General features: G+C 44.6%; 22 protein-coding genes. 1 reads left to right on the forward strand and 21 read right to left on the reverse strand.

Translation table 11 applies throughout. From position 1 onward, the window contains the following. Positions 1–172 precede the first annotated feature (172 nt). The 20 genes from NSS67_RS00585 to NSS67_RS00680 all read right to left on the reverse strand — a co-directional run bounded on the left by NSS67_RS00585 (position 173) and on the right by NSS67_RS00680 (position 22,998). Positions 173–1,273, reverse strand: a complete 1,101-nt coding sequence (locus tag NSS67_RS00585; protein ID WP_339317858.1) for a toxic anion resistance protein — start codon at positions 1,271–1,273, stop codon at positions 173–175. A gap of 11 nt (positions 1,274–1,284) precedes the next feature. Next, positions 1,285–1,989 carry a hypothetical protein gene (locus NSS67_RS00590; protein ID WP_339320458.1) on the reverse strand — a complete coding sequence of 235 codons (705 nt, stop codon included), beginning with the start codon at positions 1,987–1,989 and terminating at the stop codon, positions 1,285–1,287. A gap of 34 nt (positions 1,990–2,023) precedes the next feature. Then, complete coding sequence (locus tag NSS67_RS00595) at positions 2,024–3,079, reverse strand: ATP-grasp domain-containing protein (protein ID WP_339317859.1); 1,056 nt, start codon at positions 3,077–3,079, stop codon at positions 2,024–2,026. Continuing rightward, the gene (locus NSS67_RS00600; RefSeq protein WP_339317860.1) at positions 3,076–3,909 is read right to left on the reverse strand and encodes an HAD family hydrolase; all 834 of its coding nucleotides are present in this window, start codon (positions 3,907–3,909) and stop codon (positions 3,076–3,078) included. The genes NSS67_RS00595 and NSS67_RS00600 overlap by 4 nt, the downstream gene beginning before the upstream one ends. Then, complete coding sequence (locus tag NSS67_RS00605) at positions 3,906–5,057, reverse strand: cysteine protease StiP family protein (RefSeq protein ID WP_339317861.1); 1,152 nt, start codon at positions 5,055–5,057, stop codon at positions 3,906–3,908. The genes NSS67_RS00600 and NSS67_RS00605 overlap by 4 nt, the downstream gene beginning before the upstream one ends. Then, positions 5,041–6,351, reverse strand: coding sequence for a phosphoribosyltransferase family protein (locus tag NSS67_RS00610; RefSeq protein WP_339320459.1), 1,311 nt, complete (start codon positions 6,349–6,351; stop codon positions 5,041–5,043). The genes NSS67_RS00605 and NSS67_RS00610 overlap by 17 nt, the downstream gene beginning before the upstream one ends. Positions 6,352–6,427: 76 nt before the next feature. Next, positions 6,428–7,639, reverse strand: coding sequence for an HpcH/HpaI aldolase/citrate lyase family protein (locus NSS67_RS00615; RefSeq protein ID WP_339317862.1), 1,212 nt, complete (start codon positions 7,637–7,639; stop codon positions 6,428–6,430). Between the two features lie 172 nt (positions 7,640–7,811). Next, positions 7,812–8,552 (reverse strand): DUF475 domain-containing protein, encoded by a 741-nt coding sequence (locus NSS67_RS00620; protein WP_339317863.1) that lies wholly within the window; start codon positions 8,550–8,552, stop codon positions 7,812–7,814. 26 nt (positions 8,553–8,578) lie between these two features. After that, a complete protein-coding gene (locus NSS67_RS00625; protein WP_339317864.1) occupies positions 8,579–9,844 on the reverse strand; it encodes a TerD family protein in 1,266 nt (421 codons plus the stop codon). A 229-nt stretch (positions 9,845–10,073) separates the two neighbouring features. Continuing rightward, positions 10,074–10,655, reverse strand: a complete 582-nt coding sequence (locus tag NSS67_RS00630; RefSeq protein WP_339320460.1) for a TerD family protein — start codon at positions 10,653–10,655, stop codon at positions 10,074–10,076. Between the two features lie 52 nt (positions 10,656–10,707). Beyond that, the gene (locus NSS67_RS00635; protein WP_339317865.1) at positions 10,708–11,283 is read right to left on the reverse strand and encodes a TerD family protein; all 576 of its coding nucleotides are present in this window, start codon (positions 11,281–11,283) and stop codon (positions 10,708–10,710) included. A gap of 29 nt (positions 11,284–11,312) precedes the next feature. Next, positions 11,313–11,909: a TerD family protein gene (locus tag NSS67_RS00640; RefSeq protein ID WP_060623831.1), complete on the reverse strand. Its 597-nt coding sequence runs from the start codon at positions 11,907–11,909 to the stop codon at positions 11,313–11,315. Between the two features lie 126 nt (positions 11,910–12,035). Next, the gene (locus NSS67_RS00645) at positions 12,036–12,482 is read right to left on the reverse strand and encodes a tellurite resistance TerB family protein (protein ID WP_339317866.1); all 447 of its coding nucleotides are present in this window, start codon (positions 12,480–12,482) and stop codon (positions 12,036–12,038) included. Between the two features lie 241 nt (positions 12,483–12,723). Further along, positions 12,724–13,599: an N-carbamoylputrescine amidase gene (gene aguB, locus NSS67_RS00650; protein ID WP_339317867.1), complete on the reverse strand. Its 876-nt coding sequence runs from the start codon at positions 13,597–13,599 to the stop codon at positions 12,724–12,726. A gap of 53 nt (positions 13,600–13,652) precedes the next feature. Further along, positions 13,653–14,681, reverse strand: coding sequence for an agmatine deiminase family protein (locus NSS67_RS00655; RefSeq protein WP_339317868.1), 1,029 nt, complete (start codon positions 14,679–14,681; stop codon positions 13,653–13,655). Positions 14,682–14,826: 145 nt separating this feature from the next. Then, positions 14,827–15,375: a phosphodiesterase gene (gene yfcE / locus NSS67_RS00660; protein ID WP_339320461.1), complete on the reverse strand. Its 549-nt coding sequence runs from the start codon at positions 15,373–15,375 to the stop codon at positions 14,827–14,829. A 644-nt stretch (positions 15,376–16,019) separates the two neighbouring features. After that, a complete protein-coding gene (locus NSS67_RS00665; RefSeq protein WP_339317869.1) occupies positions 16,020–17,504 on the reverse strand; it encodes a glutamate synthase subunit beta in 1,485 nt (494 codons plus the stop codon). A 295-nt stretch (positions 17,505–17,799) separates the two neighbouring features. Then, a complete protein-coding gene (pulA, locus tag NSS67_RS00670) occupies positions 17,800–19,755 on the reverse strand; it encodes a type I pullulanase (RefSeq protein ID WP_339317870.1) in 1,956 nt (651 codons plus the stop codon). A gap of 121 nt (positions 19,756–19,876) precedes the next feature. Next, positions 19,877–20,500: a C39 family peptidase gene (locus NSS67_RS00675; protein ID WP_339317871.1), complete on the reverse strand. Its 624-nt coding sequence runs from the start codon at positions 20,498–20,500 to the stop codon at positions 19,877–19,879. Then, on the reverse strand, positions 20,500–22,998 hold the full coding sequence (locus NSS67_RS00680; RefSeq protein ID WP_339317872.1) for a PAS domain S-box protein: 2,499 nt from the start codon (positions 22,996–22,998) through the stop codon (positions 20,500–20,502). Before NSS67_RS00680 ends, NSS67_RS00675 begins: the two co-directional genes overlap by 1 nt. 279 nt (positions 22,999–23,277) lie before the next feature. Between NSS67_RS00680 and NSS67_RS00685 the strand changes: the two genes are divergently transcribed. Further along, positions 23,278–24,093 carry a hypothetical protein gene (locus NSS67_RS00685; RefSeq protein ID WP_339317873.1) on the forward strand — a complete coding sequence of 272 codons (816 nt, stop codon included), beginning with the start codon at positions 23,278–23,280 and terminating at the stop codon, positions 24,091–24,093. Here NSS67_RS00685 and NSS67_RS00690 read toward each other — a convergent pair. Continuing rightward, positions 24,086–24,862, reverse strand: coding sequence for a YheC/YheD family protein (locus NSS67_RS00690; protein ID WP_339317874.1), 777 nt, complete (start codon positions 24,860–24,862; stop codon positions 24,086–24,088). The two genes, NSS67_RS00685 and NSS67_RS00690, sit on opposite strands and share 8 nt — an antisense overlap. Positions 24,863–25,008: the final 146 nt, after the last annotated feature.

Below are 25,008 nucleotides of genomic sequence, written 5' to 3' on the forward strand. Positions count from 1 at the left end.
AGCACCCTAAGATCATATGCCTATCCTCACTTCCTCCACATGTAGTCTTGTGACAACTTATGTGCAAGGATAGGGCTTTATGATTGTGTATTGGTAATACAAAGAATCCTGTTGAATGAACTCAACAGGATTCTCGATCTATTCTTTGCACTTCTATTATTGTCAGAAACAATTAATTCAAGAAACTGCTCAGCTGACTCTCAGCCTCACCTTGTTTCAGCGCCTGAGGTTTGTCCGCGTCATTTAGTCCTAAGCGATTGCCTAGTTGGGTATTGATCGTCGTCATTTTGGACGTATAATCCTGGCAGCTCTCAATAATACGACGGTTGGACTGTTCTGAAGTGTCTAATGCGCTAAGCAGATCGCCGATCGCTTGATTCACAGCTTCCATAGACATAGAAGGCTTCGATAGCAACTCGGTCGTTTTCTCCGTAGTGGTACGCAGCAGACGTGCATTTTCTTTAAACTGATCTTCGATCGTCTTATTCGTTGCTTCTACGGCGTTGATGACATTCTCCTGATCTGCTAACGACATCGCAATCATTGCTGACACTGTGATCAGATTGGAGGTCTTATCAATAGCGTTATTCACGGAATCGATCAGCTTATCATTATTGTCGTTAATGATATCTGTAGCAGCAATCGCTTGATTGTACAGCAGAATCATCTCCGTCATCGACTGAATACGAACCATTACCTTACGCAGACCACGCTCCAGATAAGCTTTTCGGAACTCATTCTCCGGCTTCGCAATCTCCACCTCGAACAGTTCTTTTAACTTAGTGCCGAAGGCAATTTTGGTCTGGAGGTTATAGATCTCCTCCATGGAGGTACGTTTCAACTGACGCATGTTCACGATACTCTCTTCGAGGGTATCTCTACCATCGCGAAGCCCTGTAATAATGGCATCAATGTTGGTGCGGACCGACTGATATTTGTACACGTAGTTCTTCATCGGGCTCTTGCGCAACATTTTACCGAAGAAGCTCACATTCTTACTCTGCTGCAGATTCTCACACTCGTTCCGCAGCTTCATAATCATGTTAGGTACTTCAACTCGTTTACCTGACATTAGGTCATTGACTGGACGATCCAGCAGTTTAAGGGTTTGACCTGCCTTTTCCTGCGTCTTAACTCCAAGCTTGCCGATATCATCCATCAAGGAATCCAATGTGACTGTATCCGTTTGGGATACCTTCTCAATCAATTGTGCGGCTTCCTCGACTACCTTTTGTTCATCTTCTTTTTTTAATTGGATCAACTGCGTGGACATGGGATTCCCTCCTATAATTCGGAACTGCTGTACCGCTGATGAATCAGTTCCGCCTTCGTCTGAAGTTCCATCAGGTCTTTATGTTCGATCGTGGAAGCGATATCCGATATTTTGGAATCGACATCTCTTAGACCGTTCAGCAGCATTCTCCGATTCTTCGTCTTCGCTTCACCGCCTAGGCGTAGGAACGGGTTGATTACACCATTCAAATCCTTCAGAATCAATCTACGGACCGTATGATTAATCTCGCCGTTATTCAGCTCCTGCAGCAGTGGAATTACACGCTGAAGTCTTGCGAAGAGCGCCAGCGATTTCTCGACAATTTCATTGTCCAGCGTATCTTTTTGCCCTTCTGAGATAATCATATCTTCCAGAATGCTAAGATACTCTACAACCGGGGCGAACTCCGGTCCAATCTTCACAGCGTCATCAGTTCTACCGTCATAGCTTTGATTACTTGATGTAGTATCATTTGTCGTGTTATTTAATTGCGGAGCACTCGCAGCGGGCGGCGAAGCAATAGGTGCCGTCACCGGACCTGCTGGCAACACCTCCGCCGGTAGATTGGTTCTTGGACTTCTCGTTACCAGAGCACCGATCCCCGCACCCGCTAAAGGCAACAGCAAAGAGATGAATTCAGGCAGAAAAGAGCTCGTTAATACAGCGACAACATAGCCGATTCCGGCGTAAGGCAATACTTTCGATTTAAACTTAATTGTTCTCACCTCTTGTGAGCGACTTTATGAACGCTCAATTCACGGCATCCGGAATTACGGATTCGCCGTTTATTTTCATAATCATCGGCTGCTCCAGATGGCTGGCCAGTACATCTCCTTCAAAATTCATTGGCTGAACCTCGCCACCGAGTGCGCTTTTGACGGCTAGATAAGGAAAGTTAATCCCTGACAGACACGACATATGCAGCCCGCCGGACATTCGCGGGTTAATTTCCAATAACTTAGGAGTATCTCCATTATATTTCATTTGAATATTGAAATTGAAGGGGATTTTATAAACTTCTGCAACTCTAGCCGCAATCTCCTCCAGTTCCGGAATATGTTCCATCAATCGCAGACGACCGCCCACTTTACGACGTGGTACCGCTACTAACAGCTTACCGTTATCATCTGCCAGACAATCTATACTATACTCGTAACCTTCCAGCAATTCCATAACCATCAAATCAGGGAAAGTCGTTCTGCTTGCAAGAATACGATAGGCATCATCAAACGTAATCAATGGAGTTACATATCCAAAAAGCTCTTGAAGAGGATCACGGTTATTGTCGATAATCCGGAAGCCTAACCCACCTTCTGTTTCAGTAGGCTTAAAGCAGACACGATGTCCCTTGGCGACAAGATCCTCGTAAGCCTCTTTAAATTGCTCCGCTGTACTGACCACGTGATAATCTGGGATACTCATGATGCCCTGCTCACTAACATTCTCGTAAAATTTACCTTTGTCCATAATGGACTCCAGCAGATCAAGATCTCTGCAGACCAGAACCTTCGTACCAATCGCATCAAACATTGCCACATGTAAAGCAATATCAAGCATGTGCAACCGAGGAATAAAAACATCGATCTCATTACGCCGACAGAAATCAACGCAAAACTGAACATATTCTATTCCCTTCAGCGCCGGCTCGGTTTCAGCAAAATCAGCACCTTGTAGCGACATATGGCGGATATCAGGGTGTGTTGCAAAGATTTGAACCGGTATACCATCCTCGTTATTGCGGAGGAGATTCATATAATGGTAAGCCACGGAAAACCAACGATTGAAATAAATATTTACCTTTTTCATAGTGGCCCCACTCCCAATGCAGTTAAATTATTATAGATCATATTTACATACTGCAAAATCTCATCCCCAGCAAAAACACCTGATTCTTTGGTAAATGGATACCTTGATTTTACAAGACCACTCTGCTGCTCTGCAAATATTTCGCCATGGCAAGGAGCAATAGCATAGTCGGCACTCTCAAGCAGACTCTTATCTAGCAGTGAATCCCCGGAGGCTACCATAGGTTCAGAGCGAACTGTGCGCCGCAAATGAAGTATAGCATCGCTTTTGTTCACGGCTGCCGGCACAGCGTACAGCTTGCGACCTTGTAAAGAAACTCTCCAGCCGAGGTTGTAGAGCCGATCCGATAGATTGGTGATTTCATCTAGAGGCAGCTGATCCCGATAAACCATGAAGGAATAAAATAGATCATCACAATAATGCTCGCTAATAATCCAATCCTCACGTACAACAGCCTTGATATACGTTCTAACTTCTTCTGCCGCAGCAGAGTGACGAGCTACCAATCTACCGATTGATTCTCTCCATTCCCTATCCACAACACCACCGATTAGAATATTACCTCCATTACTTGTAACCGCATAGTCAGGTATGACCGTTTCTTGAAACAGATTAATACGCTTGTACTGTTGTATTGTACGCGTAGTAACCGGGATAAAAATAACCCGTGTGGTAAGATCCAGTAACTGATGAAGTGCTTGCTCCGAAATATAGGATCTCGTCTTTCCCTCTATAATTTCCGCCGGAATTAGACCCGGAGTATTCTCCGGAACACCAATTGCACCTAAAGAGTAAATCAAAGTACGATCCAAATCACTAGCATATATCATTCTGTCTCCCCCTTCAGCGGCTTAATTATTCCGCAGCAGGAGTACGTCATTCCAGGAAATATCTCAACTGGAACACCCCTATCCTTCGCTAAGAGAAGAATATGCCTTAGATTCGGATTATCCATAGTATCGACAAGAATTTTCCAGGGTACTCTGCGCAGTAGTACACGGGTTGTTTCACCAACCCCCGGCTTGATCAGATTAATGTTATCTATACCGAAAGTCTCCTGAATACTCTGAATATCACGAAGACCCTGCCAAGTGATTTCTGGCGGATGCTCCAGCATCTGTTCGCAAACGCTCTTCGCTTCTGCTACTACAGAAGGGAAATACGGGCAAATGGTATCAATAAATACATTGGACTCGTCTGCATCCAGCCACTCCTTATAAAACTTTGAGCCATGAAATTCCTCAGGACCAATGAGATCAGCGTGTAACACCGTTCGGCTCATCAGCCCTGACACGGTAGAATTTAAGCAGGCGCTAGGAATGAGATAGTCTTCTCTAGTCCCAAACGTGCCTGCGCAGTTTCCAGGGTCAGCCAAAACGGCAAGATCATCATTTAAGCGAATACCATACTTCTCATAGAGTCTGTTGCAAGAATCTATCAGTACCCCACGAATAGCCCCTTTTCCTGTCCATCCATCGATAAACTGCAAATCAGCATCAAGTCCATGCTTTTGCAAGATGTAGATTAGCGCGTTCTCATCTATACCCTTGCCCCGAATAATAGAAATACTATAATGCGGTAGATCTACTTCGTATCGCTCTGCTATATAACGCTTAATCAGTATACCAACGGGTGTTCCTGCTCTTGCTAAAGAGACAAGCACACTACCTAGCCCTCTTCTTGCGACAATCATCTCAGAAACAATGGCAACAGCTAAAGCTACCTTCTTAGCCGATTGCTGCAGCGTCTCGCGAAACAATTCAATATACTGCTCGGTAGGCTGATATTCAACGGGCAGCATCTCAGAATAATGGACACCCGATTGAATTGCTTCTTCCCTTTCTTCCGTCGCCAATTCTAGCGAAACATCACTAAGATCCTTGAGCAGAAACGTAACATCTGACGGTGGATAGCTACCTAGCGGAACCGGTTCTGCTATTTTTTTGTCCATGATTTTATGATTACTTGTTCCCTTCATACTGGGGGCCTCCACTTCTTCCTTCAGGGCTCAGTACAATAAGATGCACTTTATGGCGGGCCAGCTTCTTCAGTATATCAAGCATAGGCTTCATTCTTTCATGCGGTACATCACGCTCAATCAGCACGAATATATCATCATACTGATCGGGGTCCACATTATAAATAAAGTTTGTAATTTCCGGATCGCCAGCTGAAGGATATGCCGCAGCACTATGTACCCCGTAATCTGGTCTACGCTCAGGGTGGATAGGACTTCGAGTAGAGGACTGATATGAAATGCCTTCTCCCATTTCAGCCGCTATCCGCATAGGAAGATACATAAATTCCCCTACACCCATCACTAGAGTCCTAGAATCTTCTTCTCGTAGTTCTCTAAGCTGTGCCGCTATCCGGGTTACACCTACATCAAGATCATTATTATTCAGTGACTCCAGTCCGAAACGACCGCTGTGTTTCACATAAGGAGATGGGTTCGTATCACCATATGAATCTATGGATGTCACCTGCAGACGTTCTAGACCATCCTCTACATAAGTTGTCACCACTTCGGATTCTACTGAAGGCAATAACAAATCTTTGTCGTTCCTAGCATTAAGCAAAGGAGTCCCTTTTACTTCAATACTACCCTGAAGCAAACACAAAGACTTAATCCGAATCCCTAGTTCCTGCTCTAATTCGCTGTAGGTCTGAAGATTGTTACCGCTCCTCCAATCCAAAATAGAAACGACTACGTATTCCTCCCGAGGGAATTTGGACTGAATATCACGGATCGTATTGATTGCTGTATTCCCGGTTGTAATCTCATCATCCACCAGTATAATCGGCTCAGTCCCTGATAATAGTTCAGCGTTCAAGGCGTAACATAGATGGTCAACCGCATGTGAATGCTCCTCTTCAAAGCTAACAATCGACTCCAAATTAAGAATTTGTTCACGCGTAGTATGAATATATGATGCTGCATCAGCAAACATGTTGTACACACTGTGTCCCAGTGCAGTTGCAGTCTCAGCAAAGCCAATAAAGACAACAGGCCTAGGAAGAACTAGCCGTGCGGCTAACAAATGCTGATAGGCCTCCTTGGCAAACTCAGGGTGAATCAGCCCGTGTACTGCTTTATCCAATAAATCTTCCATACAATCATTATCCGTAGAATCACCGTTCATCTCCTGATATAACAGCAGCCCTAATGCAGCCCCACTTAATAGCGAAGTGTATGGATTGACTGGGATATGTTTGCCAAGTACCTTGCTGACGAACAGGAAGGAGCGCTTCTTATTAATTCGGGCCGCCATGGAGAATAGAGCATCCACAGGCATATGAAAGGGGTTAGATGTTTCGGTAACCGTGACCTGCAGGTTCTCGACTATGTTATACGTGTGTAAATTCGTTTTCGGGTAATAATCCGACAAAATGCTGTTGTTCATGTAACACCCCGTATACTTGTGATCGTAGTAAAATTCGTTTTGCCCAGTTCAAATGCGGCTTGATCTCATTCATCTTATTAGAATATTGACTCTTGAAGACGCCAAGGCTACCATCGTTACTCTCTACGATACTGCAGGCGTCAACATATTCCTCATGCATAACCGTATACATGGCCTGAACAGGTCTGAGGTGAGAGGGATGTATAATCGTCTTGCCCAAAATCCCATTTTCCTTATCCAAAATCACTTCACGAATAAGTCCATCCATGCTGCTAGAAATGTAACTATTACGCATGTCGCGGCCGCTTTTACCATAGGTATCCTCAAACGGGGTCTGCCGCAGCTGTGGCCTGAGCACCCGATGTCCTTTATTGGCAAAATACTCCCAGACTGGCCCGGAAATTACATACCCCTCTTCCACTCTACCAAATATATTAATAATATCCGATATGCAGTCCCGAATAGGGGTCAGATCATAGATACTAATATCAGGACTACGGCGCAGTCCGAACAAACTAGAGAAGTCTGTTGCTCCAATTCTAACGTTTAACACATACTCGCGATAGTTGCCTAGTAAATTACGAATAGATAAAAGACTCTCTACTCTACTCTCTCGGTAAATAATAGGCGCACTTTCTAGTATCGGCATGCCATACAGCACAGGGTCTGAGTAGCTGCGCGTTCTATTGTAATCGGCTATCGCCTCAAAATATTGGATTCCGTTGTCAACCGAAAACTTAGGAAAAACAAAACCCGTTAACATCGTAATTAAAGATCCTAATCGAAAAATCAGTTGCCGTAGCTGCTCTGGATTACGAACTCGGATAAATAGAAGCGGAAGACTATCGCTCCCACCTGGTTCATTCTCCGCATATGCAGCGAGGAAAATAAGATGCTGAATGAGAGACTCCTCTGCATGGTCAACCTCGTTATCTCCAATCGCATCCTCCAGATCAATAATAACGGTTACAAGCCCTGCACTTTTAAGCTTCAAAATGTCTTCAGGAACACTAGCACGAGTTGCCGGCATATAAAGGGCAGCACCAACAGCATGTGCCAGCAAATCCTTGCTCGTAGTATTATGGTTAAATGAAATCGGCGGATTATAAAATAAGGCTATTTCTTGTTCTTTCGTCAGGTAATCGAAGTATCTCAAGATGGTTCCCCCTTATAGTTTTGCGAAGCCAAGCAAAACAAGCGTAGACCTCTCCTATAGAGAGTGTCAGAACCAGCTATACCATCTCCGGTTCTCTCATATATAAGTGAAGGCCTACGCTATAAACATATACGATTACCTGAAAGCAGCTGTTGTTCAACTAGCCTTAAAATCAAGCATTTCTATGGGCTTCTTTTTTCTTACGCAGTACGCTGTAGATTATCGTACCGCCGAATACAAGAATAATGATCGAAAAGAATAATACATGTGGCATTTCAAATCCAAAAGCACCTGCGAGCATTTTACCAGCAATAATGGCAATCAGCGCAAAAGCCGCACGCTCCAGCTCTGGGATTTTATCAATAAGCTTCAAGAATAATTGCGCTACTCCCCGCATCATCAGAACACCTATTAGACCGCCCATAAAGAGCACCCAGACCTCGTTACTAACTCCAAAAGCAGCAATGACACTATCAATACTGAAGGCAATATCCATCAATTCAACAAGGAGCACCGTTTTCCAAAAAGAGAACCCCTTATTCTCGACATGCTCATCCCCACCACGCTTAAATAATCCGCCATAAGCGATGTAGAAGAGATAAGCTGCACCGAGAACCTTAACCAACATAAATTTGATGAGAAAAGTCCCGAGACCAATAGCCAAAAATCTGAATAAATAAGCTCCTATGATTCCGTAGAAAAGCGCCTTTTTCTGTTGTTCTTTAGGTAAATGCTTCACCATGACGGCGAGCACGAGCGCATTATCTGCAGAGAGCAGCCCTTCCAGCAGCACTAAGCTGCCTATAATGCCCCAGCTAACCGGGTCAGAGAGCGTACCTACAACATCGCTCCATGAGAAAAAATGACCGTAGTTCTCACTAATATTCCTGAAAAAATCAGCGAACCAATCCATTACACTTGCGCCTCCGGAAAAATCGTTTATTTACTGCCAGCAACCCAGCGCAGTCCCCATCCATGAGCCTCATCAATCTCGCGATGACCACTGTAATATTGGACCAGCCGTTCAACACTGAAGGTCTCGTTATTCACATTCCGGAATAACGCGATTGCACACATGCCTTTACGGTTGTTATGCTCGTCCATATTAACAATAATATCGGGTCCATCACTCTGGGTAATCGTGATAACTCCGTCAGCTTCCGACCAATTGGTAACTCCTTTATAAATAAAAGAAAAAATTAGAATCCGTTCTATTTCGGCAATTTTGCTACCATTAATCCGTAGATTCTCACCAGTTGTTACAGAGCCTGTCCGATCATCTCCATCAAGCATGACATAAGGAGGCTGGTTTAACGAGCCAAAAGCATTACCTAGCGCTTGAACTACTCCCTTACTACCATTCTTCAGCTCATATAAACAAGCAAGATCTAAATCCACACCGTTTTTACGACTAAAAAGCCCTCCACCTTGTTTCTGATTCCAGTTGAGGTTAATTAGCAATTCGCCTAAACCACCAGCTGATTTCTTCAGGTTGATCGAATCACCTTTTTTCTTGAGTTCGATCTTCTTCAGGTTGAGATTGATCGGCGGAGGTGTTACAGGTGGTGGTGGAATCTGAACCTTAGGCTCCGCTATCGGTGGTGCTGGTTGACGTTTAAGCTCTGGCTGTGGAGCAGCAGGCGTCGGTGCCGGCTCATCGTTCGCTTCTATACCAAAGTTCCGACACAGTTCCTTTAGACCACCAGCAAATCCCGCGGCAATGGCGCTAAATTTCCATTCGCCGTTATATCTATATAATTCTCCTACCACAACAGCCGTTTCTACGGAGAAATGATTTTCAAGATCACATCGGAGGAGCTCCGCACCTGTCACTTGATTCAGAATCCGAAAATAGGCCTGATTTACCTGCCTAAAACTTTGAGCTCGCTTCTCACCATCATAAATGGTAAGTGTAAATGCGAGTTTCATTACATCAGAAGGAACTTTGTTTAGTTCCACTTCAAATCGCTTGAGATTGTTTGATGTAGGCACTTCCTTATATCTGATATAAGGTGTAGACGGATTATTATAAAATATCAAATCCTCATCTTTGCTTACTTTACCTTGCGCTCCAAGCAGAAACGCTGAAGTATCGATCTCTAGTGAAGATGGCGATTGCCATCCAAGCTCTATGATAAGAGAATCAAGTCCCGGATTCCCTTTAGTTAGATCCACCTTTTGTCCTTTGACAACTTTAATTCCCATTCTTACGCCACCTTTATAAATGGAGTAAAATAACCCCACAAAGTGGAGTTATACTTCGCATCTGTTCCATGTCCTTTGTAAGGAATCCATAATTAATCAAGTATAAACGCTTTCGGCATCCTTATAAGGACGGTAAGCGTTTAAGCGAGAAATATGAGAAATATGAAACTTATACTTTCTTATATTTTAAAAAAAGGGCAGGATCGGTGATGACCCCGCCCGGAAGATACTATTGCGCGTCCAGCCCATAATTTCTACACAATGCGCTGAGGCCGCCGCCAAAACCACTACCTACTGCCTGGAATTTCCAATCCGCACCATGACGGTAGAATTCACAGAATACAACTGCCGTCTCAGTTGAGAAATCCTCACCTAGGTCGAAACGGAGCACTTCACGACTCGTCGCAGCATCCACAACACGTACGAACGCATTGGAGACTTGTCCAAAGTTCTGTGCACGGGCTTCGTAATCATAAATCGTAACGGTTATACCAATACGCTGAATATGGGCAGGAACTTTGCTGAAATCAACGAGTACTTGCTCGTCATCTCCGTCGCCTTCTCCTGTACGGTTATCTCCTGTGTAGGTTACAGAACCTGAACCACCCGTTGGATTGTTATAGAATACAAAATCATCCGTGCCTTTAGCTTTGCCGTCTTCATGAAGCAGAAACGCTGAAGCATCGAGGTCAAAATCTTGACCTCCACTATACTTGTTAGTGTCCCAGCCCAATCCAACTACTACCTTTGTCAGACCTGGATTAGTCTTGGTAAGATCAATCCGCTGTCCTTTGGAAAGACTGATCGTCACTGACATAACCTTCTTTCGTGAGTAGATTCAGTTCACTGTGTAACTACAAGATTTATTGTAGGCCGTAATCGCGAGTCAAACCGCTTAAGCCGTCTTTGTAGCCGCTACCGATTGCGTTGAACTTCCACTCTGCACCATGACGGTATAGTTCGCCGACAACAACGCCCGTTTCAATAGAGAAGTCTTCACCCAAATCGAAACGGATTAGTTCTTCATTGTTCAAATCATTTACGATACGTACATAAGAACGAGAAACTTGTCCGAAGTTTTGGCTTCTTGCTTCAGCTTCATAAATTGTAATAGTAAAAGCTACCTTTTCTACATCTGCTGGGATACTCAGAAGATCTACTTGAATCTGCTCATCATCACCATCGCCGTCACCAGTACGGTTATCACCTGTATGAACAACAGAAGCGTTCTCGTTCTGTCTATTATTGAAGTAAATGAAGTTCGTTTCTTTTTCAACTTTGCTGTTCGCATTAGTCAAAAATACGGAAACGTCCAAATCGAAATCTTTACCGCCGTCATATTTATTAGTGTCCCAACCAAGACCCACTGTAATTTTGGACAGACCTGGATTTGTTTTTGTTAAATCGATCTTTTGACCTTTAGATAGATTAATTGCCATGATAACATTCCTCTTTTCTTTTATTTGGATTATACGTAGCGTTCTGCCAGTTGATTGATATGTGCCGCGTGACTACCCTCACCGATTGCGGCGAACTTCCATTCTCCACCTTGCCGGTAAAGCTCCCCACAAATAAGCGCTGTATAGCCATTGTAATTATCAGATAGATTGAAGCGGATCAGCTCACTATTGCCTACAGCATTCATCACACGGATATAAGCTGATTTGATCAGCCCGAAATCCTGTTTACGGTTCGTGGCATCATAAATATTCACAACCACCAGAACCTTGTGCACATCCGAAGGAATGGCATTCAGGTTGACCATGATTTGCTCATCGTCTCCGGCTCCATCACCCGTAAGATTGTCTCCGGAATGAATAACAGAGTTACAAGGACTTTGCTTATTATGGAAGCACACCAGGTTACCCTTCTTAATCAGCTTACCATTCTCGTTCAGCATCAGTGCTGAAGCATCACAGTCCACATTGGCCTGTTTCTTCACACCGAAGAATCCTCGAGCCGGCTCAGCCGGATCCCAACCTAAACCTACAATTACGTTAGATAAGCCTGCATTACCTTTTGTGAGGTCAATCTTCTGACCTTTTACCAGATTAATTCCAGCCAACTTTACGTACCTCCATTCCCTTAAAAGAATCACCATCTGTTAGTCTAGCTTTTGGATGTTATATGAGTGATACGCTAAAGAACTAAATACGTTTCATCCGAAATCATGTATATGGTTTTACATCGTTTATAGACTGAACTCGCCAGGGTTTAATCCCAATACACCGCAAATATGCCGTACAACCGCTTTTTCATTGTCATCAAAATCACCATCAGCTGATCCAATAGCTGAGCATACACCCACAATTACGCGTCCCACATCCGGTTTGCCCGTAAACTTACCAATTGCTTTCAGTGCCTCCTGCTTACCGATTTCTGGTGAGAACTCAAAGTTACTTACATAAAAGTTGAACTGGGTAATGACGTCTCTCATGTCAAACACCTTTAGCTCATTACTCATATTCATATAGCCAGCCATTTTATTCTTTTCAGCTTCTTCTATCTTACCGTCGGCAGCAGCAACCAAGGCGCAGCCCGCAACTACCGCATTCATGAAATCTTTATTTTTATATTTCTTTACTTGTTCTGTTAGTCCGTTTTTGGTTGTGTTCAACCAGCTTTTAAATGTGCTCATCGTTTTCTCCTTCTATCACTGCTAGATTATGATAACAAAAGATATCCCAGAGCCTCCTCTCCACGTATCCGACAGAATTTTCATAGTAGATCCCTGAATCACGGTTTACTCTTCTAATATACCTGATAAAATAGCAATATTCTACTTTTCCAAACTTTTACAGCACAATACCAAAAAAGGCACTGCCAGAAATTCTATCCTCTCTAGCAGTGCCTTAAGTCACATTTAACCGTGAATTCTATTAAATTATAATATCCCCATCATAAGATCCAATCATTTTGTACAGATCCGGTCGACGATCACGGAAGATGCCCCACTCGATCCGTCCGACTTCCAAAGCATCCAGATCAAATTCGCTTACCAGCACGGTTTGTTCGTCGCGTCCAGCCTCAACAATTTTGTTACCCTGCGGGCCTGCAATGAACGAAGAGCCGTAGAAATTAATGCTGGAATCTTCATCGATCTCCTCACCGATACGGTTGGAGGCAATGACTGGAATAAGGTTAGCTGCTGCATGTCCAAGCATACAGGTCTGCCAATGATCCTTGGAATCGATCGATCCATCCTGCGGTTCTGATCCGATGGCTGTTGGATAGAAGAGAATCTCTGCTCCCATCAGGCTCATCACTCTAGCCGCCTCTGGATACCACTGATCCCAGCAGATCCCTATGCCAATCTTGGCATAGCGAGTATTCCATACCTTAAAGCCGGTATCCCCCGGATTGAAGTAGAACTTCTCTTCATAGCCTGGGCCATCAGGTATATGGCTCTTGCGGTATTTACCTAGTATCGTTCCATCGGCGTCGATCACAGCCAGTGAGTTATAACGCGCGTAGTTCTTTTTCTCATAAAAACTGATCGGCAGTACCACTTGCAGTTCCTTGGCTACTGCTTTGAAATGATTAATCGCTTTGTTATGCTCAAGCTCTGTTGCATACGCGTAATAATCAGCTTTCTCTTTCTGGCAGAAATACGGGGTTTCGAACAGTTCCTGCAGCAAAATAATCTGTGCTCCCTGTGCCGCCGCTTCTCTAACCAATGTTTCGGCTTTGCTGATATTCTCATCAATATTGCTGGAACAGCTCATTTGCGTCGCAGCTACTTTTACATTTCTCAAGTATCTGTCCTCCTTGTATATAAATGTCCCTCTGGACGTTTAGTTTCTTTCAATTATTGCTGAGCAGGCATTTGCTGCGTGGTGCAGTGAACATTACCACCTTCGGTGATGACCGCCATACCGTTAACTGTACGAATCTTGCGGTCCGGGAACAAGCCAGCCAGTACTTCCTCGGCAAGTTTATCTGTTTCCACCGCTGTACCGCCAAACACAGGTAATATAATACCACCATTTACGAAATAAAAGTTCAAATAACTAAGCGTCAGACGGCTGCCGTCATGATCCACCCGCGGTGGCTGCTGAATCTTGATAATCTCCAGCTTGCGCCCTTTCGCATCTGTGGCATTCTCCAGAATCCGAAGATTCTCCTGTGTGATCTCAAAATTCTCGTCCTGCGGGTCCTCGCAAACCTGAATAATAACTTGGCCTGGAGCAGCAAAGCAAGCGATATTATCTACATGACCATCGGTTTCATCGCCACTAAGACCACGCTTTAGCCAAATAATAGATTCTGTACCTGTATAATTTCGCACGTACTCTTCAATATCCTCGCGCTTCAAATCCGGGTTGCGGTTCGTATTGAGCAGACATTCTTCTGTAGTAATCAAGGTGCCTTCTCCATCCGTATGAATAGAGCCACCCTCCATTACAAGCGGCGCATCAAAACGTGTGACTTGCGAATGCTCGAGAATCTGTGGAGCCACTTCGTCATCCAGATCCCAAGGTGAATATTTACCGCCCCAGGCATTGAACTTCCAGTTCACGCCTGCCAGAGCACCGTCTTTATTAACAACAAAGGTAGGCCCATTATCACGCAGCCAAGCATCGCTATGCTCTATAGGCAGTAGCGTTACATTCGGTCCGCCGACCAGATGTTCGACCCTTTCCACGTCCTCCGGGTTAACGATGACCGTGATCGGTTCAAACTCAGCAATAGCTGTGATGATCTCCGCATAACCTTGGCACACAGACTCATGGTTATCTGGGAAACACATGGATTCCTGCACCGGCCAGGAGATAAAAGTACGTTCATGCTTGCCCCATTCCGGTGGCATTGTATAGTTCAATTCTTTAGGATTCATGTGTTAACTACCTTTACTATTATATTTGGAGCCAGTCTGTCCTTGAAACTCCTTCCTCATCATACAATAATATGTTCTAGTGCTCAATTCCCTAGGACAGTAATAATGTTGGAAGGAATTCAGGTCACAGCTGGTCTAGCTGAGCTTATAGTGCAATCCTTTTTACCACATTGCCCTCAAAATCCTTAACGATGAATTCTCCACCCTCGAGGACACCATAGGAATTCGGATTATTCTCTTTAGGCAGCGATATGGAGCCGGGATTCAGCACATATACTCCCTCTTTTACATCCGCAACCGGAATATGGGTATGCCCTTGAATAAAGATATCCTTCTCGGATAGTGCCGGTAAATTCTCAATGCTAAAGCCATGCCCGTGTGTAACATAGATCCGTCTGCCTTCATGCAGGAGCATGACATAATCACCCATCATCGGGAATTGCAGCAGCATCTGGTCCACCTCAGCATCGCAGTTCCCGCGTACTGCCGTTATGGGCTTCTTTGTGTTATATTCATTCAGTTTATTAGCAACTCCCTGTGGGTCATAACCCTTCGGCAGTGGGTTTCTGGGGCCGTGATATAAAAAGTCTCCTACGATAACAAGACTATCGGGCTGTTCTTCCTCAACTTTTTCCAAAGCCCGTTCTAGCCAGAATAAAGATCCGTGAATATCGGAAATAAACATTAGCTTCATCATATATTCTCCTTTTCGACTAAAGTAGATCATGTTCTTAGGTTACAATTTTAACCTTGAATATGCCAGCAACGCAAAAGCAGACGTTCCCAGTAGGAACGCCCTGCTCTATATGATTCTACACTAAGAAAAACCTCACCTACGGTTCGGTCCTTTAAAGATCTGGAATACATCCACCGCTTCAGCAGGGGTGGGGGACGGATAACGGCGCTGGCTCGTTTACGTTACCGGCGGCACATTGTATTCGGTTTTTCGCATACATTTGGCTCGTTTACGGTACCGTCGGCACATTGTATTCGGTTTTTCGCATACATTCGGCTCGTTTGCGTTACCGGCGGCACATTGTATTCGGTTTTTCGCATACATTTGGCTCGTTTACGTTACCGACCGCACATTGTATTCGGTTTTTCGCATACATTTGGCTCGTTTGCGTTACTGGCGGCACATTGTATTCGGTTCTTCGCATACATTCGGCTCGTTTGCGTTACCGACGGCACATTGTATTTAATTTTTCGCATACATTTGTCCGTAAGCTCGACTAAAACATGCATTTCGTAGGATATAAGGTCCGCTCGGTCCGTCCCATCCCAAAGAGGCGTGTGCTAAAAAGTATAGTGTAACACTTATATATACTTTCTGACATTTTAAGGTAAATTCGATGATCCCATCAAGAATCGGTCCACTTCGCGGGCTGTTTGACGACCCTCATCAATGGCCCAGACTACAAGACTTTGCCCGCGGCGCATATCGCCTGCGGTGAATACACCTTCTACATTCGTTGCTTGTGCTCCGAACTCCGCCTTGGCATTTCCACGCTCATCACGTTCCACTCCAAGCTCGCCTAGTACAGTCTCTTCAGGACCTGTGAATCCCAATGCAAGTAGTACCAACTGCGCCTTTAGGACTTCCTCACTGCCTGGTACTTCCACCGGAACCATCCGTCCCTGTTCATTACGAGTCCACTCAATTCGCACGGTATGCAGCTCCTGCACATGTCCACTGTCGTCGCCGACAAATCGTTTCGTCGAAACTAGATAACGACGTGGATCTTCTTTATACAGCGAAGCCGCTTCTTCTTGACCATAGTCCACCTTAAGAACCTTTGGCCATTCTGGCCAAGGATTGCTAGACTGACGTGTCAGCGGGGCCTGTGGCATAATCTCAAGCTGGGTCACACTACGACAGCCGTGGCGGATTGACGTTGCTACACAGTCTGTACCTGTATCCCCGCCGCCAATTACAACTACATCCTTATCTGCTGCGGACAAGTATTCGCCATCAGCAAGCTCTGAATCCAGCAAGCTCTTGGTATTCAATGTTAGAAACTCCATAGCCTGATGAATGCCCCGCAGCTCACGACCCTCTATAGGAAGATCACGTGCTTGCGTGGACCCGCCACACAAGACCACAGCATCATGCTCCGACTTGAGCTGTGCTGCCGAGATATCTCGCCCAATCTCAGTACGAGTCACGAATGTAACACCTTCTGCCGAAAGCAGGTCTACGCGGCGCTGAACAGTCTTCTTATCCAGCTTCATGTTCGGAATACCATACATCAACAAACCACCAATCCGGTCTGCCCGTTCATACACGGTCACCGTATGCCCCGCCTTGTTAAGCTGAGCTGCACAGGCTAGACCTGCTGGACCTGAACCCACTACAGCTACCCTTTTGCCTGTGCGGGTATGCGGCGGTTCTGGCACAATCCAACCTTCTTCAAAACCTCTATCTACAATCGCCTTTTCAATCGATTTAATCGTAACAGGCTTGCCATTCATCCCTACCGTACAAGAGCCTTCACAAGGCGCTGGACATACACGTCCAGTAAATTCAGGGAAGTTATTGGTCTTATGCAGGCGTTTCAGCGCAATCTCCCAGTTTCCGCGATAGACCATATCATTCCATTCTGGAATCAAGTTGTGCAGAGGGCAGCCGGATGCCATACCAGACAACAGACGTCCTACATGACAAAATGGCGTACCACAGTCCATACAACGTGCCCCTTGCTCGCGCAGCTTCTCTTCATCCATAGGAATCGAGAATTCATTCCAATTCTTAATCCGCTCCAGCGCCTCACACTCCGAAGGTGTCTGCCTTTCAAATTCCAAAAATCCGGTTGCTTTCCCCATCTCTTTCATCCTCTCTAAATATCCCCACAGATATATACTTTCTAAATCGTTAAAAAAGAAAAATACGCTCTATGATTGTCTGTTGTTATTCTTATGCCACTCTAAAGCGCCAAAGTAAATGCCTTCATATTAACATCCAATTTTCACATCGAAAATGAGTAATGTCACCTTTTTATGTAAAATGAAACAATCAAATTAAGGAAATTGAAAAACACAAAAAAGCACACAGTGTACTGTACCTGATTTAAGTACATTACTCCGCATGCTTCCCACTAATTATTTTGTAAAAGACTACCTATTTCGCCGTCAGTACTACAGTCCCAATCCCATTTACAGTTAGCTTATTACCAGTCAGTTCCTGCGTAAGATCAGCTCCAAAGATCGTCTTCCACGCTCCAAGCTGCGGCAGAACCACAGTGGTCTGTTCAGCATTCGCATTAAAAAGAACATAGATATGCTTCGCTGCATCTCCTCCAGCATGGCCACGCAGCGTGTAAGCTACTGCACTTGCCGGTGCTTTTTCAAAAACCAGATGGTTCCGAATGTCGTCTGCCGTTCGCATACGGAAGGCCGGATGCGCTTTACGCAGTGCAATTAGCTGCTTCATATATGCTACATCTTCCTGATGTGCTGCGCACCATTCCCAGTCCATACGATTGATCTCGACCGAGGATTTATAGCTGTTCTCTACCCCGTTCTTCGTACGCATAAATTCCTGACCTGCATGGATAAAAGGAATTCCCTGGCTCATGAACACTATCGCAGAAGCTAGCCTATGCATGGAGCGGCGCTCAGTGTCCGTCACACCCTCGGTGGACAATACTATTTTATCCCATAACGTATGATTATCATGGCACTCTACATAATTAACATTCTGCTGAGGCTCCACGGCAAATTGCTTAATCCCTGGACTGAAGGCAATGCCTCCCGCAACCCCTGCCTTGATCGCAGTTTCCAGACCTATCATTCCACTGATGAAGCCCGGCTGATCGTATAAGAAGATATTTCCTTTGATGGCATCCCTGAAATCATCATTAAAATGTCCGATTCCCGGCATAACAGCAGCATTCTTCTGATGCGCGAGCCGTTCCATCGGCAGCTCTGTTCCCATCATCCAGCCTTCACCAATCGTCATGATGGATGGATCTATTCCATCCAGACGCCGCCGAGTTTCCCGCATCGTATCGACATCCATCAAGCCCATCAAATCAAAGCGGAAGCCGTCGATATGGTATTCCTTGGCCCAATAAACTACAGACTCCACGATGAAGCGAGACATCATCAAGCGTTCTGTAGCCACGTCATTCCCGCAGCCAGAGCCATTTGACAGGCTCCCGTCTTGTTTATAACGCAAATAATAGCCAGGAACTAGTTTGGTGAAATTCACGCGATATCCGTCGTACACATGGTTGTAAACAACATCCATAATGACACGGAGTCCCCGATCATGAAGCGCTTGAATCATTGTTTTTAGCTCTTGAATGCGTAGTCCGGGCACATACGGATCCGTAGCATAGGAGCCTTCAGGAGCATTATAATTCTTCGGATCATAGCCCCAGTTAAAATGCGGTTCATCCAGCTTCGTCTCATCTACACTCTCTGTTGAATAATCATAAATAGGCAATAGCTGCACGTGGGTCACACCGAGATTTGCGATATGATCTAGTCCGGTAAGAATCCCCTCAGGTCCGCGAGTTCCTTCTTCCGCCAAGGCGAGATATTGTCCCTTGTGAGCCATGCCGCTTGCCGGATGAATGGATAAGTCCCGCAAATGAAGTTCATAAATAACGGCGTCCACAGGATCCTCAAACGGCGGCTTATCTTCCGTCCACCGCTCAGGGTCTGTCTTGCGCAAATCTAGAATAGCACCTCTGTCTCCGTTCACGCCAACAGCCCGTGCGTAAGGATCAGCTGCTTCATTCCACTGTTCACCTAGACGCACTCGGTAGGTATAGAATTTTCCATCCAGATCACCCTCAACTGTTGCTCTCCACGTTCCCCGGATATCGCGATTCATAGCATATTTGCACTCCGCCGCTCCCTGCCACGAATCATAGATTGCTAGCTCTGCCTCCTGAGCCGTAGGAGCCCACAAGCAAAATGATGAACTGGCCGGTGAATATGTCAGCCCCAGGTCATCCCCGTCATAGCTGAACAACTGATCAAATTCTTGAGCGAACACGGAAATACCTTTAGTAGTTGCAGGATCACCATAATATATGGGTTCCTTCATTTCCTTTTGTACGGACAAAGCACCTATCCCCTTTTCCAGTTATTAACTGGATTATAGTATGATCCTCTACTTTGTGCAAACGTTTGGACTCACAAAAATTAGATCATTTTTTCAGGACAATCTCCTAGCCAAATCACGATTAACTAGGAGGTACTAAGATATTCATTCCCACCATCGTAATGATGTCTTTATTCACAAAATATGGAATATGTCGTTCCTTACAAAGAGCAATCTTACCGTCCTTATATCTCACACCATTGTCTTGAACGATAAGGATTGGACGATCTCCATGATCAGGGAACTCATATCCTATTCCGAGTACCCAGTGGTAGTCGTAAACAAATTTCCCTCTCCACCGAAAATTAAACCATTTATCAAATTTAATGGCTACAGGCCGGCCGGCATCAATCTCCGCTTTATACACATCAAAATCGTTAAAAGTAGTGATAGATAGCTTGTGCTGCTCTTTCGGCGAGATTGAAGCGTTGATATAAGCTGTCATTCCCTTTACAAAGCGGCGTGTACCCATGCCCAAACGGGTCCCTCCGTGATGACTGTATATGTAATTAATATGAGCAGCTTTGGAGTGAAAATGACCTTTTCCACGAATAAAGTCCATTCCTAGCTGGGTATTCCAATACTCGGTTAAAGCCGCCATCGTCGCCGGTCCACAGGCAGAAGACGGGGATGCAACCCCAGCCTCCCACTGTGTATATGGATCCACTGTTAGTTTGTTACTGAGACTGGACTTTTTATGCTTCATCAGGATGGATCACCTCTTGAAGGCTCCGAATTAAACGCTGAAGAGACAGGACCTTCCGGGAGTAAAATCACATTTGCGTCAGCATCCATTTGTATCTCTGAATCAGATCCGGATTCCATTTCCTGTGTGGATTCCCACTCTGTCTGAGCAATTTCATCCCCATCACCTTCATATCTACTTTCAGGATTAATCTGTAGCGTGAAATAGAAATTGGAGCCTTCTCCCTCGCTACTCTCCACCGCAATTGCTCCACCCATCAGCTCGACGAGCTTCTTGCAAATGGCCAGCCCTAACCCCGTCCCGCCATACTTACGATTAAACGAGGAGTGCAACTGGTAGAACGATTGAAAGAGCTGATGCTGCTTCTCTAAAGGAATCCCTATCCCCGTGTCTCTGACATTAAATTTCAAAGTCGATTTCTTTGCATCTGCGGACAATTTCTGCTCCACGTCAATACAGACACTGCCCCGATCAGTAAATTTAATCGCATTGCTGACCAGATTGACCAATATCTGACGTAGTCGTCCTGCATCTCCCATAATGAATGTTGGAACTCCTGGGGCCATGCTGTAGGACAGCTCGATATTTTTTTCCAAAGCCTTAGCCGTAAATAAATCCGTTACACTGTCCAGCACTACTCGAAGATGCACGGGCTCATGTACGATCATCATTTTTCCGGCCTCAATTTTACTGTAATCAAGAATTTCATTCAGAATATATAGAAGAGAACTACTGCTCTCCTTAATAATATCTGTATACCCACGTTGCTCTTCATCCAGTTCCGTCTCTGCAAGCAGATCCGTCATCCCCACTATGCCGTTCATAGGTGTGCGTATTTCGTGACTCATAACGGCTAGAAACTCAGATTTAGCCTGATCCGCTTTTTCCGCAGATTCCTTCGCACGAATGATTTCCTTCTCATCTGTAATATCCCTGAACACTACTACAACGCCCTTGTGTTCACCTTTATCAAATAAAGGGGTTACATGGTACTCCGCAAGAAAGCTTGTACCATCCTTACGCCACAAGACCGCATCCTTACTCTGATAAGATCCCCCGGACCTAATGGCCTTCATAAGTGGAGACTCCTCCGGCCGATAATGGATCCCATCAAGCACTGTCTGCTGAATATGATCCAGATAGGAATGGCCCATGATCTCATCATGTTCATAGCCGAGCATATGCAAACCTGCAGGGTTGATGAAGGTCACTTTCTCCTCCGTATCGAGTCCAAAAATACCCTCCGAAACCGCATTTAATATAAGGGTATACTCGTTGCTAAGCTTTTCAATTTGTTCTGTATATCTTATGCGTTCCGTAATGTCACGAGAAATACCGTATACACCAACCACTTGATCGTCTACAATGATCGGAATATTAGTGGTATTAATCTCTACAAGATGGCCGTCTTTATGAGTAAGCGTCAGATCATAACTTTGGGGATATCCCTTAGCGGCTAAATTAAAATGATACAGCGTCTTCTCCATGTCCTTCTCATGCACAACGGGACCAAAGTACATACCGATCAGTTCATCCAGCGAATACCCAGTCAGCTTCTCCAGATTCGCATTAGCTGTTAAATAATCCCCTTGTAAATTCATAGAATACACAGCAGAGGGATTATATTCAAACAAGGATTTATAACGTTGCTCATTCTCCTGAATCTTAAATTCAAACTGCTTTCTCTCCGTAATTTCATGACTAATCGCTATAATCTCCACTACATTTCCGTCATGATCATAGATGTAGCGACTGTTTGATTCAAACCAGATGTAACTACCATTCTTATGGCGATAACGGTAAGATATAACCGGAATAACGCCAGTGCTCCGGCTCGTCTCCATTACACTCGGTAACATAACAAAATCATCCGGGTGAAGATAACTATGTGCGCTGGTGCCAACCAACTCCTCAGGCTCATAGCCAAGCAGAGTACGGCTAGCCGAAGAGCAATACAAGAAGATACTATCTTTTACTGTGAAACGTGTAATTAAATCCAGTGAGTTCTCGAACATCAAATTATAATTGCGTTCGCTTTGATGAATTTGTTCCTCCATCTGCTGCTGATAGTCTCGATGATCTGCCATTTGTTGATCTGCAAACTTTCGGTCCGTAATATCTTCGGCATACACAATAATATTTGAAGGGGCTTGTCCTGCTGCCCCAAATCCTGAGAACATTAGGGAAAGCCATACCGGCTGGCCCACTTTATTAAGAAAGCACTCTTCCTTCTTCCAGCTCCCCACTGGCGAATTCTGAAGCTCGTCCATTACCAATCTATATGACAACCCTTTCGAATGAGCCTGCCTATCTTCCATTTCTGCAAAAATAGCCCCAGCAAGAAACTCGGCTTCCGTAAAGCCAAGTAGATTACAAAAAGCCGGATTGACCTTCAGCCAGTGGCAATTGTCGTTATTCAGAGATAGTACGGCCATTCCCTCTGGGGACCTCATAAATGCATGTTCCAACATTGCACTATATTCTACCGAGTTATCCATCTACGCCAGACCTCCTTTGTTGCGAACGTTGCACCCCTCGATTCCCTTCTTAGTTCAGTATACGATAAGAGAAGTGAGTAAAGAAATGTTCTGCGTATTATTTTGAATAGGGAATAATTTGATTTTAAATATTGACTGTATGGCACGAGCCAACTATTATTAAAACAAATATATCGTTCGTGACCTATTACGCTGGAAGCACCCGTAATAAAGGCTTTTGCCTTTACTACGGGTGCTTTTTTTTGTTGCCATTAGGTTATGACAATAGGAGGAAAATAAATGAAAACATTAAAATCAGTGCCCTTACTACTGCTGACGGTCCTGCTACTGCTAAGCACATCATCAGGTGCTATTGCTGCATCTACGACAGAATTAACCCCCTCTATTAAATCAGCCTTTGATCTGACGGCCGCGACAGCAGAAGGTTCTTCCAGGGTTAAGCTGACTACTCTGTACAATGATTTATCCACCTTAAAGCTGCAGTATGATCTGCGCGAGGAGCAGATCCGAAACCTTCACTACAATAATGAGCAAGCTCTGATTGTTGTACGTCAACAAATTAAAGGGATTGATCTTGAAGCAGTAGCCCGATTAGAGGCCTCCGTTAAGAGCAGTAAGCAACGCTACCAGCCTTTATTCGACCAGTATAGTGCACTTACTAAGCGAATTAGTATCGCCAAGGGTCTTAAGAATAAGACCTTGAACACCGTACTGCGTGCCCAAGGTGATGCTATGAAAGTCTTGGTTCAGTTAGCACGCCAAGAGATCAGCAACAAGCAGAATCAGCTGAACGCAGCGAAAAAGACACGTACCCAAAAGATAGCCGAAGCTCGCAAAACCTTATCTGGCATTGAAAGTCCTCAAATCACGATCAAATCTAACAAGAGCGTGATCACCTCGTTAAACAAACGTGTTTCGGCAGATTGGACGGACTTTAAAGCAGCGATTCGTAAACAAAATCTTACGTTTACCAACCAATCCCTATCTTCACTGGTCTCCGATTATCGTCAAATCGCAACCCACAAACAAAAAATAATTGAACTCGAACAAAAGGTTTCCCTTGTCATTACTAATACGAAGAAGCAAATTAGCTAGTAGACTTTTTCTTCATATTTGCTCTACGATAAGCCATCACTTTGCGATACATGCTTTTATTAGGAAGATGTTTGAAAATATACGGATCTGGACTTGTATTCACTTCAATAATCCAAGGCGTCATATGGTTATCTAATCCTACATCTACACCAATCTGTTTAAACCCAGGATATTTCTTATGGTAGAAACGTCCGGTATCCTCACCTAGCTTTCTCAATATCCTAAGCATCTGAGCTTGCTGAGCATCGTTCAAATAAGGTGACAGTAGCTTCTCCATAGACATTAGCGTACCACCGTTATGATAATTGGTAACAATCTTGCCTTTCTCAGCTACTCGGCCGATCAATCCGGTACTTTCCCATTTGCCACGCGGACTGAGCTGAACCATAACACGAATATCAAAGCGATGCTTTCCGTGCTTCAGCAAAACAATGCCTCTCTGAATCAAGTAACTACGTCTGCGTGTTGCTTTCTTGAGTGATGAATAAAAGCTGTCATAGGCTCCAAAGGTCTTTATCTTTGTTCCACTTTGATATTTGTATTCTATTCCATGAGAATCCTTACTCTGTTCAACCTTCATCACACCATTACCATAGGTGCCATGTTCAGGTTTAACGTAAATCATCCCATATTTCAACAGCATCGTCTTTAAGTTTGCTTTATTAAACTTCACAGTCTCTGGAATGAGCGGTGAAATCTCGGAACTTTGCATGAGCACCTTGGTTTTAATCCATTTGCTGGTCAACGCAGACTTTAACTTTGTTCCCAATTGCCCTCTCCCCTATCACTCAAATAATGATCACAGCCTTGCTTAGCCTTAGTATTTTATGCTTCGACTATGTGAATGGAATGGGGTGAACGCCCTCTCCGCTTTCAGATGTATCTCCAATTTACTAAGCTGCATATGGTGGAAGA

It is taken from the genome of Paenibacillus sp. FSL R10-2734 (assembly GCF_037963865.1).
In the GTDB taxonomy this organism is placed as follows: domain Bacteria; phylum Bacillota; class Bacilli; order Paenibacillales; family Paenibacillaceae; genus Paenibacillus_AQ.

Coding starts and splice junctions, on each gene's coding strand:
- NSS67_RS00585 (WP_339317858.1), bottom strand. CDS start 1,273: ATGTCCACGCAGTTGATCCAATTAAAAAAAGAAGATGAACAAAAGGTA.
- NSS67_RS00595 (WP_339317859.1), bottom strand. CDS start 3,079: ATGAAAAAGGTAAATATTTATTTCAATCGTTGGTTTTCCGTGGCTTAC.
- NSS67_RS00600 (WP_339317860.1), bottom strand. CDS start 3,909: ATGATATATGCTAGTGATTTGGATCGTACTTTGATTTACTCTTTAGGT.
- NSS67_RS00605 (WP_339317861.1), bottom strand. CDS start 5,057: ATGAAGGGAACAAGTAATCATAAAATCATGGACAAAAAAATAGCAGAA.
- NSS67_RS00610 (WP_339320459.1), bottom strand. CDS start 6,351: ATGGCGGCCCGAATTAATAAGAAGCGCTCCTTCCTGTTCGTCAGCAAG.
- NSS67_RS00620 (WP_339317863.1), bottom strand. CDS start 8,552: ATGGATTGGTTCGCTGATTTTTTCAGGAATATTAGTGAGAACTACGGT.
- NSS67_RS00625 (WP_339317864.1), bottom strand. CDS start 9,844: ATGGGAATTAAAGTTGTCAAAGGACAAAAGGTGGATCTAACTAAAGGG.
- NSS67_RS00635 (WP_339317865.1), bottom strand. CDS start 11,283: ATGGCAATTAATCTATCTAAAGGTCAAAAGATCGATTTAACAAAAACA.
- NSS67_RS00645 (WP_339317866.1), bottom strand. CDS start 12,482: ATGAGCACATTTAAAAGCTGGTTGAACACAACCAAAAACGGACTAACA.
- NSS67_RS00655 (WP_339317868.1), bottom strand. CDS start 14,681: ATGAATCCTAAAGAATTGAACTATACAATGCCACCGGAATGGGGCAAG.
- yfcE (WP_339320461.1), bottom strand. CDS start 15,375: ATGAAGCTAATGTTTATTTCCGATATTCACGGATCTTTATTCTGGCTA.
- NSS67_RS00665 (WP_339317869.1), bottom strand. CDS start 17,504: ATGGGGAAAGCAACCGGATTTTTGGAATTTGAAAGGCAGACACCTTCG.
- NSS67_RS00675 (WP_339317871.1), bottom strand. CDS start 20,500: ATGAAGCATAAAAAGTCCAGTCTCAGTAACAAACTAACAGTGGATCCA.
- NSS67_RS00680 (WP_339317872.1), bottom strand. CDS start 22,998: ATGGATAACTCGGTAGAATATAGTGCAATGTTGGAACATGCATTTATG.
- NSS67_RS00685 (WP_339317873.1), top strand. CDS start 23,278: ATGAAAACATTAAAATCAGTGCCCTTACTACTGCTGACGGTCCTGCTA.